This is a genomic window from Pseudomonas sp. GD04158, from assembly GCF_029834875.1.
Taxonomy (GTDB): domain Bacteria; phylum Pseudomonadota; class Gammaproteobacteria; order Pseudomonadales; family Pseudomonadaceae; genus Aquipseudomonas; species Aquipseudomonas hydrolytica.
The window spans coordinates 30,445-44,056 of record NZ_JAODYT010000019.1; the positions used below are offsets into that span (position 1 = coordinate 30,445).

The following is a 13,612-nucleotide window of genomic DNA, read 5'->3' on the forward strand; positions in this document are numbered from 1 at the left end:
GCCCCGCTGGCGGGGCGCTCAGGCAGGGCGGTTGAAGCGTCGCCGGTAGGCGCCCGGCGACAGGCCGACGCGTTCCTTGAACAGGCGGCGGAAGGAGCTGCCGTCCTCGTAGCCGACCTGCTGGGTGATGCGCTCGAAGTTCTCCTGGCTGGCCTCCAGCAGGTGCTTGGCCCGCTCCAGCCGCAGGTTCTGCAGGTACTGCACCGGCGTCTGCCCGGTGGCGTCCTTGAAGCGGCGGATCAGATTGCGCGGGCTCAGGGCGAAGCGCGCGGCAACCTCGTCGAGGACGATGCGCTCGGCGCTGTGCTTCTCCAGCCAGATCTGCACCCTGAGCACCTCGGCGTCCTGGTGCGCCTTGTTGAACGAGGCGCTCATGTAGGGCGTCTGCAGGCGCTCGGCGCTGTCGACCAGGAGCTTCTTCGAGCACTCGATGGCCAGCTGCGGCGAAGCGAAGCGGCGGATGATGTGCAACAGCAGATCGCTGCCGGTGGTGGAGCCGGCCGAGCACAGCAGCTGGCCGTCGTCGGTGACGCTGCGTTCGGCCTGCAGCAGCACCCGCGGAAAACGCCGGGCGAACTGCTCGCTGAAGATCCAGTGGGTGGTGGCGCGGCGACCGTCGAGCAGGCCGGCCTGGGCGGTGACGAAGGTGCCGGTGCACATGCTGGCAATGTAGCTGCCCTGCGCATGGCGCTCGCGCAGCCAGGCGCTCAGCGGCTCCAGGGCCGGCAGTACGGCGAGGATGTTGAACATGAAGCCGGGCACTATCACCAGGTCGCTGTGCGGCACCTCGCTCAGCGCCCGCTGCGGGGTCAGGCGCAAGCCGCCGGTGCACTCCACCGGGGCGCCGTCGAGGGAGGCGCTGTGCACCTCGAACGGCGTCGCCGCCGGGTCGCCGGTGAGAAAGCGCTGCAGCACGTTGGCGCATTCGAGAAACTCCAGCGCCGCCGAGACGCTGGTGGCCGAGCAGCGCTCGGCCATCACCACCGTGACCTTCATCCTTCCCGCCCCGCTGGCGGAATTATCCGCCTGTTATTGGTCGTTTTTGCCCATGGTGAGGCGCCGCTGCGCTTCCTAGCATGGCCTCACCCGGGCGCCACTGGCGGCCCGCGACCCATCAGGCAGGAGAACAGCGGCGATGAAACATACAGCCTACCGGCTCTTCAAAAAACCCTTTTTCGGGCGCTTCATGAAGCCCTGGCGCTGGCCCGAACAGGTCGATGCGGCGCGTTGGCAGCGTCTGGCGCTGACCAGCGAATCGGGGGCCAGCCTGGCCGCGCTGCTGGGCGAGGCGCACGCGGGGCAGGTGCGTGGCGCGGTGCTGCTGTGCCACCCGATGGGCACCGCGGCCAAGGGCTTCTGGCTCAAGCACGGGCATGCCGAACTGCTGCGTGCGGCCGGTTATCACGTGATGCTGTTCGATCTCAACGGCTTCGGCGAGAGCAGTTCCACCACCATGGACTACCCGCTCGACGTGCTCGCCGCCGGGCAGGCGCTGCAGGCGCGCTACCCGGACCTGCCGGTGGCGCTGCTCGGCGCCTCGATGGGGGCGGCCATGGGCCTGTGCGCCCTGGCGCTGGCGCAGCATCCGTTCAAGGCGGCGGTGCTGGAGTCGGCCTTCCCCACCCTGCTGCACTTCTGGCGGCCCTATCCGCTGCCGCGCCTGGGCATCCAGCTCAGCCGCCTGGTCTATCCGGCCGGCGAACGGCGTCTGCGTCCGTTGCATGCCGCGCAGCGCCTGGTCGGCCGCCCGCCGCTGCTGCTGATCTACGGCGAGGCGGATCGCCACACCCCGCTCGCGGACGGCCAGCAACTGCACGCGGCGCTGACCGCCGCCACCCATTGCGAGTTCTGGCAGGTACCGGGCGCCGATCATACCCTGGCCTATGTCGCCCAGCCGGAGGCCTATGCGCGGCGGGTGCTGGAGTTTCTCGATGGCCAACTGGGCGCCGCGGCAGGTTCCGCCTGCACGGCGGCGTAGTCCGGGGCGAATATCCGGTCGCCTGTGGTGCACATGGCCTAGGCGGCCCCGCGACACCCTACGAGAGCGTGCTGCCGCGACCTAGGCGCCAGGCCGTAGGGTGCGCCGCGCGCACCAGCTATCCGGCTCCCGCCGCTCACCTACATGGCCAGGCCACCCTCCAGCTTGCGCCACAGCAGGCGCACCGCCGCCTTGCGTACCAGGGCGCAGCGGTACAGGCGGATTTCCAGCGGGATCTGCCAGTGTTCGCCGCCGCAGATCGCCAGCTCGCCACGGCCCAGTTCCGCCGTCACCGACAGCCGCGGCACCCAGGCCACGCCCATGCCTTGTAGCGCCATGCTCTTGAGGCTGTCGGCCATGGCGGTCTCGTACACCGTGGTCGAGCGCAGGGCGCGCTGGCGCAGCAGCAGATTGACGGAGCGACCGAGGAAGGCACCGGCGCTGTAGGCCAGCAGAGGCACGCTCTGCCCGCCGTCGAGGTCGAACAGCGGCGCGCCGGCCTCGCCAACCGCGCACACCGGCAGCATGGAGGTGGTGCCCAGGTGCAGCGAGGGAAAGATCTCCGGGTCCATCTGCAATGCAGCGTCAGGGTCGTAGTAGGCAAGGATCAGGTCGCAGGCGCCTTCACGCAGCGAGTGCACCGCCTCGCCGACGTTGGTCGCCACCAGGCGGGTGGTCAGTGGCAGGCCTTCGCGGCGCAGGCGGGCGATCCATTCGGGGAAGAAGCCCAGGGTCAGCGAGTGGGCAGCGGCGATCGACAACACCTCGCCCTGCTGGCCCTCCAGATTGTGCAGATGACGCACCACTTCGCCGAGCTGCTCGACCAGGCTGCGCGCGGTGACCAGAAACAGCCGCCCGGCCTCGGTCAGTTCGATGGGGGTGCAGGAGCGATCCACCAGGGTCAGGCCGAGCATCGCCTCCAGGCTGCGGATGCGCCGGCTGAAGGCCGGCTGGGTGACGAAGCGCTTGTCCGCCGCCTGGGAGAAGCTGCGGGTGGCGGCCAGGGCGATGAAGTCCTCCAGCCATTTGGTTTCCAGATTCATCGCGTCTCCGTAGTCCGGATGCAAGCCGGGGTTGGCCCGTCACGTTGGCGCGGATTGCATCCGGCTGAACGCAGCGCCAAGGGTGGGTTACGCCGCATCGCCATCAGCCTGGCATTTGCCTTCGGTGGTACGTGGCTAACCCACCCTACGTTTGCTGCTGCTTCGCGGTCACATCGACATTATGCCGATTGTGCATAGGGCAGCAAGCAACGGCATTGGAGGCGAAACGGCACAAGCCCATATTCTATGGGCATCGCGGCACTCGCCGTATTTCCCAAGAGTCATCTCTATCATGTCCTCTGCTGCATCTGTTCGCGTCGAAAAAGACCTGCTCGGCACCCTCGAAGTCCCCGCCGATGCCTACTACGGCATCCAGACCCTGCGCGCCGTGCAGAACTTCCGCCTGTCCGGCGTGCCGCTGTCGCATTACCCGAAACTGGTGATCGGCCTGGCCATGGTCAAGCAGGCCTCGGCCGACGCCAACCGCGAGCTGGGCCACCTGTCCGCGGCAAAGCACACGGCGATCAGCACCGCCTGCGCACGCATCATCCAGGGCGAGTTCCACGAGCAGTTCGTGGTCGACATGATCCAGGGCGGCGCCGGTACCTCGACCAACATGAATGCCAACGAGGTGATCGCCAACATCGCCCTCGAGGCCATGGGGCATGAGAAGGGCCAGTACCAGCACCTGCACCCGAACAACGACGTGAACATGGCGCAGTCGACCAACGACGCCTACCCGACCGCCATCCGTCTCGGCCTGCTGCTCGGCCACGACAGCCTGCTCAGCGCGCTGGACAAGCTGATCCAGTCCTTCGCCGCCAAGGGCCTGGAGTTCGGCCACGTGCTGAAGATGGGCCGCACCCAGCTGCAGGACGCCGTGCCGATGACCCTCGGCCAGGAATTCCGCGCCTTCGCCACCACCCTGGGCGAAGACCTGCAGCACCTGAAACTGCTGGCGCCGACCCTGCTCACTGAAGTCAACCTGGGCGGTACCGCCATCGGCACCGGTATCAACGCCGACCCGAAATACCAGGCCCTGGCGGTCAAGCGCCTGGCCATCATCAGCGGCCACCCGCTGACCCCGGCTGCCGACTTGATCGAAGCCACCAGCGACATGGGCGCCTTCGTGCTGTTCTCCGGCATGCTCAAGCGCACCGCGGTCAAGCTGTCGAAGATCTGCAACGACCTGCGCCTGCTCTCCAGCGGCCCGCGTACCGGCATCAACGAGATCAACCTGCCGGCGCGTCAGCCGGGCAGCTCGATCATGCCGGGCAAGGTCAACCCGGTGATCCCCGAGGCGGTCAACCAGGTGGCCTTCGAAGTGATCGGTAACGACCTGGCGCTGACCATGGCGGCCGAGGGCGGCCAGCTGCAGCTGAACGTGATGGAGCCGCTGATCGCCTACAAGATCTTCGACTCGATCCGCCTGCTGACCCGCGCCATGGACATGCTGCGCGAGCTGTGCATCGACGGCATCACCGCCAACGAGACGCGCTGCCGCGAACTGATGGAGAACTCCATCGGTCTGATCACCGCGCTCAACCCCTACATCGGCTACGAGAACGCCACCCGCATCGCCAAGGTCGCCCTGGAAAGCGGGCGCGGCGTACTGGAGCTGGTGCGCGAGGAGCAGCTGCTGGACGAGGCCACCCTGGCCGACATCCTGCGCCCCGAGAACATGATCGCCCCGCGCCTGGTTCCGCTGCAGGGCTGATTCATCGAATGACGCACGCCGCCCCTTGGGCGGCGTGTTCATTTCCGCCCTCGAGCCTGTTCATGGGGCGGCACCGCTGAAGGCCGCGCAGACGGCCCCACAAAAACGACAATCCGGGTGTACAACATATGAGTCAGAGCAATACCGCTTCCCTTTCCCTGCTTGCGCGCGTGCCGCTGTGGCAGCAGATCCTCGTCGGCCTGGTGCTCGGCGTGGTGGTCGGCATGCTGTCCAAGAGCCTCGCCCTGGCGCTGGCGCCGGTCGGCGCGCTGTTCCTCAACGCGATCAAGATGCTGATCGTGCCGCTGGTGTTCGTCTCCCTGGTGGCGGGCATCACAGCCATGAGCGACAGCGCCAAGCTCGGCCGCATCAGCGTCAAGACCATCGCCATCTACCTGATCACCACCGCCTTCGCGGTGAGCATCGGCCTGGCCTTCGGCACCCTGTTCAGCCCCGGTGAGGGCATGAACATGGTCGCCAGCGGCAGCGAAGAGGCCAAGCAGGCGCCCTCGCTGGTGCAGATCCTGGTGGGGCTGGTGCCGACCAACCCGGTGACGGCCTTCGCCGAAGGCAACATCCTGCAGATCATCGTCTTCGCCATCGCCCTGGGCGTGAGCATGAACCTGATCGGCGAGAAGGCCGCGCCGGTGGCCAAGCTGTTCGACAGCCTGGCCGAGGTGTTCTACAAGCTCACCGACCTGGTGATGCGCTTCGCCCCCATCGGCGTGTTCGCGCTTATTGCCGGCGTGGTCGCTTCCCACGGCATCGAGGTATTGCTGCCGCTGGCCGGGGTGATCGGGGTGATCTACCTGGCCAGCATCGCCCACATGCTGCTGATCTACGGCGGCCTGATCGGCGGCCTGGCGCGCCTCAGCCCGCTGCGTTTCTTCCGCGGCATCGCCCCGGCGCTGGCGGTGGCCTTCAGTACCTCGAGCAGCTCCGGCACCCTGCCGGTGTCCATCGAGTGTGCGCGCAAGAACCTCGGCGTGTCGCAGGGCGTGGCTGGCTTCGTGTTACCGGTGGGCGCCACCATCAACATGGACGGCACCGCCATCTACCAGGGCGTGCTGGCGCTGTTCATCGCCCAGGCCTTCGGCATCGACCTGAATGCCGGCCAGTACCTGATGATCATCCTCACCGCCACCCTGGCTTCGGTCGGCACCGCCGGCGTACCCGGCGCCGGCCTGATCATGCTCGGCCTGGTGCTGACCTCGGTCGGCCTGCCGCTGGAAGGCGTGGCGCTGATCGCCGGTATCGACCGCATCCTCGACATGGCGCGCACCACGGTGAACGTCGCCGGTGACCTGATGACCACCACCCTGGTGGGCAGCAGCGAGAAGGAGCTGGATCGCGAGATCTACAACAGCGACAACGCTGCCTGAGCAACCGCTTTCATAGGAGGCCTTCACCAGCCTCAACCTTCAGGGATGGCCTCGGCCATCCCTTTTTTTTGTGGCCGCCGTAGGGTGCGCCGCGCGCACCGCCGGTTGGCCTGCGTTACAGCCCCCACGCCTGGCGTAGCGTCTGCACCGCCTCGACGATCTGCGCCTCGGGCACTGCCGCAAAACCCAGCACCAGCCCGGCGCGGGCGTCCTCGGCTGTTTCGCTGCCGGGTAGCCAGTAACCGCTCAAGGGGTTCATCTCGATGCCGGCTGCGCGTGCGGAGCCGATCAGCTCACGCTCACGGGCCAGGCTCTCGACCCTGATGCTCAGGTGCAGGCCGGCCTCAACCGCCGGCAACGGTGAGCATCCGGGAATCGCCTGCGGCCAGGCCTCGATCAGCGCGTCGCGGCGGCTGCGCGCAGCCTGACGCATGCGCCGCACATGGCGCTGGAAGTGCCCGGCGGCGATGAACTCGGCCATCACCGCCTGGGTGCCGACCTCCGAGTGGCGTATCTCCAGCGCCTGGCGCCTCGCGAAGCTCTCGGCCAGCGCCGGCGGCAGCACCAGATACCCCAGGCGCAGCGCCGGGAAGGCGAGCTTGCCGAAGGTGCCGATGTAGATCACCCGCTGCTGCTCGTCCAGCGCTGCCAGTGGCGCGAGTGGTGTACCGCTGTAGCGGTACTCGCCGTCGTAATCGTCCTCGATGATCCAGCCGTTGACGCGCTTGGCCCACTCCAGCAAGGCCAGGCGCCTGGGTAGCGACAGGGTGACGCCGGTGGGGTACTGATGCGCGGGCGTGACATAGGCCAGCCGGCACTCGTTCACGCGCTGCAGGGCGTCGACGTCCAGGCCTTCGCCGTCTACCGCCACGCCGCACAGCTGCGCGCCGGCCACCGCGAAGGCATGGCCCGCCGCGCGGTAGCCGGGGTTTTCGATGGCCACGCGCTCGCCCGGTTGAATCAGCAACTGCGCGCAGAGGCTGATGGCCTGCTGCGAGCCACAGGTGATCAGTACCTGCTGCGCCTCGCAGGTCAGGCCGCGGCTGTTGCGCAGGTAGGCGGCGATCAATTCGCGCAGCTGCAGGTCGCCAGCGGGGTCGCCATAGCCCAGCCGTGCCAGCGAGGGTTTGCGCCAGAAGCGCGCCTGCAGACGTGACCAGGTCGCGAAGGGGAACAGGTCGAAAGCCGGCACGCCGATACGAAAGGCGCGCGGTGCGCCCGCGGCGGGCATCGCCAGGTGATGGCTCTGCAACAACTGCAGTGCCGGGCTGGCCGCTGCCGGGGCGACGGCTGCCACCGGGGCAGGCCGGTGGCGCATCAGCTCGGCGACGTAGGTGCCATCGCCGACCCGCCCGTTCACGTAGCCCTCGGCATACAGCTGGTCCAGCGCGCGGGTCACGGTATTGCGCGAGATACCAAGCAGCGCGGCCAGCTCACGGCTGGCCGGCAGGCGCGTGCCTCCGGCCAGGCGACCGTCGAGGATGCGCTCTCGCAAGGTCTGGTAGAGCTGGCGCGCCAGCCCCTGGCCGGGCTGCAGATGAATGCCGGAAAGGTCGAAGGGCAAGGCGGGCGAGCGTTTCATGATGGATAAATTGGCTCTATCGAAGTCGTCGGCAATGGATCTTACGTCAGGCCAATATCCTGCCTAGCATGGCTCCATCACGCCAGGAGATGCCGCCATGTATTGCCCCGCCGCCTTTCGCCAGGACGATCTGCCCACCCTGCACGCGCAGATCCACGCCAGCGGCCTGGCCATCGTGACCAGCAGCGGTGCGCAGGGCCTGCAGGCCAGCCATCTGCCGTTGCTGCTCGAGCCTGGCGAAGGCGAGTTCGGCACCCTGTACGGCCACTTCGCCCGCGCCAATGGGCACTGGCGCGACCTGGCCGCTGGCGCCGAGGCGCTGGTGGTGTTCAGCGGAGCGGACGCCTACGTGCATCCCGGCTGGTATCCGGCCAAGGCCGAGCACGGCAAGGTGGTGCCGACCTGGAATTACATCGCCGTGCATGCCTGGGGCCAGGCCGAGGTGTTCGACGAACCCGAGCGCCTGCTCGAGCTGGTCAGCCGTCTCAGCGAGCGCCACGAACAAGGGCGCCCGCAGCCCTGGGCGGTCAGCGATGCGCCGCGCGACTACATCGACAGCATGCTGCGCGCCATCGTCGGCTTCGCCCTGCCGATTCGCCGACTCGAAGGCAAATGGAAGCTCAGCCAGAACCGTTCGAGCAACGACCAGGCCGGCGTGCGTACCGGCCTGGCAACGTCCAACAACCCGCGCGACCACGAACTGGCGGCACGGATGAATCCCACCGACTGATCACCAAAGGAAGGCCCTCATGCTCGATATCCGCCCCATCACCGCTGCCGATCACGCCGCCTGGCTGCCGCTCTGGCAGGCTTACCAGCGTTTCTACCAGGCCGAAATTCCAGCCGAGACCAGCGCCCTCACCTGGCAGCGCTTTCTCGACCCGGCCGAGCCGATGCACGCCGCCCTGGCCTGGCAGGACGGCGAGGCGGTCGGCCTGGTGCACTTCATCTACCACCGCAGTTGCTGGACGAGTGGTGACTACTGCTACCTGCAGGATCTGTTCGTCGCCGAGCACATTCGCGGCGGCGGCGTAGGCCGCGCACTGATCGAGCATGTCTACGCCGAGGCGCGCGCTGCTGGTGCCAGCCGCGTGCATTGGCTGACCCAGGAAAGCAACTACCAGGGGCGTATGCTCTACGACCGTATCGGTGACCGCTCCGGTTTCATCCAGTACAGGAAGCTCTTCTGATGACGCGTGATCTTGCTCATTGGCAACCCCGTCCAACCCCGGACCAGCGCGTGCTGCAGGGCCGTTTCGTGCGTCTCGAAGCACTCGATGTCACGCGGCATGGTGATGATCTGTGGCGCGCGCTGCAGGGGCCGGACCCGGCGCTTTGGGATTATCTGCCCTACGGCCCCTTCACCGAGCGAGGCGTCTTCGATACCTGGCTGGCCGGCAATGCGCAGAGCCATGACCCGCTGTTCTATGCGGTGGTCGACCTGGCCAGCGGCCGCGCCCTGGGGCTGTTCAGCTACCTGCGTATCACCGCGCAGGACGGCAGCATCGAAATCGGCCACGTCGCCTTCGGCGCGCCGATGCAGCGCACCCCGGACGCGACCGAGGCGGTCTATCTGCTGGCGCGCCACGCCTTCGACGATCTCGGCTATCGCCGCCTGGAATGGAAGTGCGACGCGGCCAATGCCCGCTCGCTGCGCGCCGCCGAGCGCTTCGGCTTCACCCGGGAAGGGCTGTTCCGTCAGCACATGGTGCGCAAGGGCCGCAACCGTGACACGGCCTGGTTCTCCATCATCGACGGGGAATGGCCGGCATGCCGCGAGGCCTTCGCGCGCTGGCTAGCTGAGGAAAACTTCGATGAGGCGGGGCGGCAGAAGCAGCGCCTGGAGGCGCTGCGGGGGTAACGCCCTACTCCATCTCGAACAATCCGTCACGCAGCTGCGCGCCGCCCAGGCGCTGGCGGATGTCGTCGTCGATACGCGCATCGTCCGGCGCGTAGAGCATCAGCTGGCGGTAGGCGTTGACCCGGTTGATCTCGTTGCCCAGGTACTGCCAGACCACGCGGGTGCAGGCCGGCGTGCGCCGGTCGCCGCTGGAAACGCCGGTCTTGATGCCGTTGAGTCGTGTGATGCGGCTCTTGAAGCTGGGGATGAGGATGGTCTGGCTGATCTCGTTGCCGGTCAGCGACTCGTAGTCCACCAGAAACAGGCGGTCCTGCAGGAAGAAGGCCGCGCCCAGATAGCGGCAGCGCACCCAGTCCTCGGCGCCGCCGCGGGTGTGTTCCTGGCGCTCCTGGCGTTCCTGACGCTCGAACAGGTAGTTGCCGCGCTCCTCGCGCAGGTGCACCAGCGACAGCAGGACGTGGCCCGGAACCGACATGCAGTTGGAGTACTCGAAGTAGTAGCCGCAGTAGCGCCCCATGGGGCTGGCCTGCTGGCGCAGCGGGTCGAACAGCTCCAGCAGCGGATCGCTGCCGCCTTGCACCTGCGTATCGCCGCTGCGGGCGCCGATCAGGCGGGCGAACTGCTCGGCCGGCATGCTCAGTTCGAAGGGTTCGACGCCGAAGAAGTCGCAGATGCGTTTGAGGTTGTGCGCGGTGGGTCGGCTCTGCCCGGCCAGGTAGCGATTGAACTGCGCGCGGTTGATCGAGAGCTTGCGGCAGACCTCGGCAATCGAGCGGTAATGGCTGCACAGCAGTTTGAGGTTGCTGCCGAGGGAATCGGACATATGGACGTTCTGAATGATGCGGGTGTCGCGATTCTAGCATCAACTCGCGTCAGATCGCCGCGACCTGCGAAATTGTCCGGTCCGGCCACATCGCCAACCATTCGCCAGCCGCCCGGCGGGGCCGCATTCCCATTCAGAAAAACAAGAGAGAAAGCCTCCCATGCTCGATCTTCTCAATGACCTTATCTGGAGCAAGCTGCTGATCGTGATGCTGATCGGTCTCGGTCTGTACTTCAGCATCGCCTCGCGCTTCGTGCAGTTCCGCTATTTCGGCAACATGTTCCGCATCTTCCGCGAAGCCTTCCAGCGTCAGCCCGGTCAGCTCAGCTCGTTCCAGGCCCTGATGCTGTCGGTGGCCGGCCGCGTCGGTGCCGGCAACATCGCCGGCGTATCGGTGGCCATCATGCTCGGTGGCCCGGGCGCGATCTTCTGGATGTGGGTGGTGGCGCTGGTTGGCATGGCCACCAGCTACTTCGAGTGCTCCCTGGCGCAGCTGTACAAGCGCCGCGAAGCCGACGGCGGCTACCGCGGCGGCCCGGCGTTCTACATTCAGCATGGCCTCGGTCAGCGCTGGTTGGGCATCCTCGTGTCGATCCTGCTGCTGGTGACCTTCGGCTTCGGCTTCAACGCCGTGCAGTCCTTCACCGTGGCCAGCTCGCTGCACGACACCTTCGGCGTCCCGACCCTGGCCAGCGGCATTGCCCTGACCGTGGTGATCGGTTTGATCATCTTCGGCGGCATCAAGCGCATCGCCCAGTTCGCCGACGTGCTGGTACCGGTCATGGCCTTCTCCTACATCGGCATGGCCGTGCTGGTGATCGGCATGAACATCAGCGAAGTGCCGGCCACCTTCGCCCTGATCGTCAAGAGCGCCTTCGGCCTCGAGCCGGCCTTCGCCGGCGGCATCGGTGCGGCCATCATCATGGGGGTCAAGCGCGGCCTGTTCTCCAACGAGGCCGGCCTGGGCAGCGCGCCCAACGTGGCCGCCGTCGCCGAGGTCAAGCACCCGGTCGCGCAGGGCATCGTGCAGTCGCTCAGCGTGTTCATCGACACCCTGATCCTGTGCAGCTGCACCGCGCTGATCATCCTGCTGTCCGGCGTCTATCAGCCGGGCATGGAGCAGGCCGGTGTGGTCCTGACCCAGAGCGCCGTGGCCGCCGTGGTCGGTGAGTGGGGCCGGGTGTTCATCAGCCTGGCGCTGCTGCTGTTCGTCTTCACCACCCTGATCTACAACTACTACCTCGGCGAGAACGCCCTGGGCTTCTTCAGCCAGAAGCGCGGCCCGGTGATGATCTACCGCGTGCTGGTGGTCGGTCTGGTGCTGTGGGGTTCGGTGCAGGATCTGGGCACCGTGTTCGCCTTCGCCGACGTGACCATGGGCCTGCTGGCCATCGCCAACCTCATCGCCCTGGCGCTGCTGTTCAAGGTGGGCCTGCGCCTGATGCGCGACTACGATAGCCAGATCAAGGCTGGCGTGGACTCGCCGGTGTTCGACGCCAAGCAGTTCGCCGATCTGGACCTCGACCCCAGCGTCTGGGGCGCCCAGGCGAGCAAGCCGGTGGCGGATCAGGCCGAGATCGGCGACCGCGTGCACCAGCGTTGAGTTGACCTGATACGGAAGGAGGGGGCCCAGGCCCCCTTTTTCTTGGCTATGTTCCTGTTGAAGCCTGCTCCGCCCTTGGCGTAGCTACGCCCCGCGCAGGCGGGCCGTCAGGCAAGGCGCGACATAGCCTTTTTCTTGCCCGTGATTTGCGAGGAGAGCCCATGGCGACCCCAGAAAACCTGCTGGTGCTGTACACCGGCGGGACCATTGGCATGCAGATGAGCGCGGACGGCCTGGCTCCGGCTTCCGGCTTCGAGGCGCGCATGCGTGCCCAGCAGGCCAGCGAGAATACCGGCGAGCTGCCGAACTGGCAGTTCCGCGAGCTGCTGCCGCTGATCGACAGCGCCAACATGAACCCCGGCCACTGGCTGGCCCTGCGCGACCAGATCGTCGCCGCGGTCGAGCAGGAGGGGCACGACGCCGTACTGGTGCTGCATGGCACCGATACCCTGGCCTACAGCGCTGCGGCGCTGAGCTTCCTGCTGCTCGGTCTGGACGTGCCGGTGCTGCTCACCGGCGCCATGCAGCCGGCCGGCGTGGCGGGCGGCGATGCCTGGCCCAATCTGTTCGGCGCGTTGCGTGCATTGCACCGCGGCGTGCAGCCGGGCGTGCACCTGTACTTCAATGGCCAGCTGCTGCATGGCGCGCGCTGCTCCAAGCTGCGCAGCGATGCCTTCGACGCCTTCCAGGTGCTGCCGCGCCTGCGCCAGGCCGAGCGCGCCGCCATCGATGCGCGCATCGACTATCGCCAGCCGCGGCAGGCGGCGAACCTGGCGGTGCTGCCGCTGCATCCGGCGCTGCAGGCGTCGCACCTGCGCGCCCTGCTGGAAAGCGGCATACAGGGTCTGCTGCTGGAATGCTACGGCAGCGGCACCGGCCCGGCCGGCGATGCCGAGCTGATGGCCGTCCTGCACGAGGCGCACGCGCGCGGCGTGGTGCTGGCGGCGATCAGCCAGTGCCCGCAGGGGCACGTGCAGTTCGGCGTGTACGCCGCCGGCAGCCGACTGGCCGAGGCCGGCCTGGTGTCCTGCGGCGGTATGACCCGCGAGGCGGCGCTGGGCAAGCTGTTCGCCCTGCTCGGCGCCGGGTTGACGCAGGCCGAGGTCGAACACTGGCTGGCGCGCGATCTCTGTGGTGAGATGAGCGACTGAACCCTCACGTCCAGCCAGGAGGCAAGCCATGAGTCTCGAGATCCGTCCCGTCAGTGCCGCCGATCACGAGGCCTGGCTGCCGCTGTGGCAGGGCTACCAGCGCTTCTACATGACCGACATCCCGGCCGAGGCCAGCGCCGTGACCTGGCAGCGCTTTCTCGACCCGGCCGAGCCCATGGGCGCTGCCCTGGCCTGGCAGGATGGCGAGGCGGTCGGCCTGGTCCACTGGGTCATCCATCGCTCGACCTGGACGGTCGGCGACTACTGCTACCTGCAGGACCTGTTCGTCGCCAAGGGCCAGCGCAGCAGTGGCGTCGGCCGCCAGCTGATCCAGCACGTCTATGACCAGGCGCGTGAAGCCGGCTGCTCGCGGGTGCACTGGCTGACTCATGAGAGCAACAGCCAGGCCATGCTGCTCTACGAGCGCATTGGCGAGCGCTCGGGCTTCGTGCAGTACCGCAAGCTGCTCTAG

13 protein-coding genes are annotated in these 13,612 nt (G+C 67.4%); 9 read left to right on the forward strand and 4 right to left on the reverse strand.

All coding sequences use genetic code 11. From position 1 onward, the window contains the following. Positions 1-18: 18 nt before the first annotated feature. Complete coding sequence (locus tag N7333_RS09955; protein ID WP_129483219.1) at positions 19-996, reverse strand: helix-turn-helix domain-containing protein; 978 nt, start codon at positions 994-996, stop codon at positions 19-21. Positions 997-1,135: 139 nt separating this feature from the next. Here N7333_RS09955 and N7333_RS09960 point away from each other — a divergent pair, with 139 nt between their 5' ends. After that, positions 1,136-1,978 carry an alpha/beta fold hydrolase gene (locus N7333_RS09960; protein WP_129483220.1) on the forward strand — a complete coding sequence of 281 codons (843 nt, stop codon included), beginning with the start codon at positions 1,136-1,138 and terminating at the stop codon, positions 1,976-1,978. A gap of 140 nt (positions 1,979-2,118) precedes the next feature. On the opposite strand, the gene N7333_RS09965 is transcribed toward N7333_RS09960, so the two are convergent. Continuing rightward, the gene (locus tag N7333_RS09965) at positions 2,119-3,021 is read right to left on the reverse strand and encodes a LysR substrate-binding domain-containing protein (protein ID WP_003242125.1); all 903 of its coding nucleotides are present in this window, start codon (positions 3,019-3,021) and stop codon (positions 2,119-2,121) included. A 292-nt stretch (positions 3,022-3,313) separates the two neighbouring features. Here N7333_RS09965 and aspA point away from each other — a divergent pair, with 292 nt between their 5' ends. Together aspA and N7333_RS09975 are read left to right on the forward strand one after the other, a co-directional pair. After that, complete coding sequence (aspA, locus tag N7333_RS09970) at positions 3,314-4,738, forward strand: aspartate ammonia-lyase (protein ID WP_011920457.1); 1,425 nt, start codon at positions 3,314-3,316, stop codon at positions 4,736-4,738. Positions 4,739-4,866: 128 nt separating this feature from the next. Beyond that, positions 4,867-6,120 (forward strand): dicarboxylate/amino acid:cation symporter, encoded by a 1,254-nt coding sequence (locus N7333_RS09975; protein ID WP_011920458.1) that lies wholly within the window; start codon positions 4,867-4,869, stop codon positions 6,118-6,120. A 115-nt stretch (positions 6,121-6,235) separates the two neighbouring features. Here the strand turns inward: N7333_RS09975 and N7333_RS09980 are convergent, their stop codons facing one another. After that, positions 6,236-7,702 carry a PLP-dependent aminotransferase family protein gene (locus N7333_RS09980; protein WP_129483221.1) on the reverse strand — a complete coding sequence of 489 codons (1,467 nt, stop codon included), beginning with the start codon at positions 7,700-7,702 and terminating at the stop codon, positions 6,236-6,238. A gap of 97 nt (positions 7,703-7,799) precedes the next feature. Between N7333_RS09980 and N7333_RS09985 the strand changes: the two genes are divergently transcribed. The 3 genes from N7333_RS09985 to N7333_RS09995 are packed head-to-tail and all read left to right on the forward strand — an operon-like array spanning position 7,800 to position 9,563. Beyond that, entirely contained in the window at positions 7,800-8,432 is a 633-nt protein-coding gene (locus N7333_RS09985; RefSeq protein ID WP_129483222.1) for an FMN-binding negative transcriptional regulator, read from the forward strand. Between the two features lie 19 nt (positions 8,433-8,451). Further along, positions 8,452-8,892: a GNAT family N-acetyltransferase gene (locus N7333_RS09990; RefSeq protein ID WP_129483223.1), complete on the forward strand. Its 441-nt coding sequence runs from the start codon at positions 8,452-8,454 to the stop codon at positions 8,890-8,892. Next, positions 8,892-9,563 carry a GNAT family protein gene (locus N7333_RS09995; RefSeq protein ID WP_129483224.1) on the forward strand — a complete coding sequence of 224 codons (672 nt, stop codon included), beginning with the start codon at positions 8,892-8,894 and terminating at the stop codon, positions 9,561-9,563. The genes N7333_RS09990 and N7333_RS09995 overlap by 1 nt, the downstream gene beginning before the upstream one ends. A 4-nt stretch (positions 9,564-9,567) precedes the next feature. Here N7333_RS09995 and N7333_RS10000 read toward each other — a convergent pair whose 3' ends face one another. Further along, positions 9,568-10,386 carry a helix-turn-helix transcriptional regulator gene (locus N7333_RS10000; RefSeq protein WP_129483225.1) on the reverse strand — a complete coding sequence of 273 codons (819 nt, stop codon included), beginning with the start codon at positions 10,384-10,386 and terminating at the stop codon, positions 9,568-9,570. A gap of 160 nt (positions 10,387-10,546) precedes the next feature. Here N7333_RS10000 and N7333_RS10005 point away from each other — a divergent pair, with 160 nt between their 5' ends. The 3 genes from N7333_RS10005 to N7333_RS10015 all read left to right on the forward strand — a co-directional run bounded on the left by N7333_RS10005 (position 10,547) and on the right by N7333_RS10015 (position 13,612). After that, positions 10,547-11,989: an alanine/glycine:cation symporter family protein gene (locus N7333_RS10005; protein WP_096824979.1), complete on the forward strand. Its 1,443-nt coding sequence runs from the start codon at positions 10,547-10,549 to the stop codon at positions 11,987-11,989. Positions 11,990-12,150: 161 nt separating this feature from the next. Continuing rightward, a complete protein-coding gene (locus N7333_RS10010; RefSeq protein ID WP_003242141.1) occupies positions 12,151-13,140 on the forward strand; it encodes an asparaginase in 990 nt (329 codons plus the stop codon). A gap of 28 nt (positions 13,141-13,168) precedes the next feature. Further along, entirely contained in the window at positions 13,169-13,612 is a 444-nt protein-coding gene (locus N7333_RS10015; RefSeq protein ID WP_003242143.1) for a GNAT family N-acetyltransferase, read from the forward strand.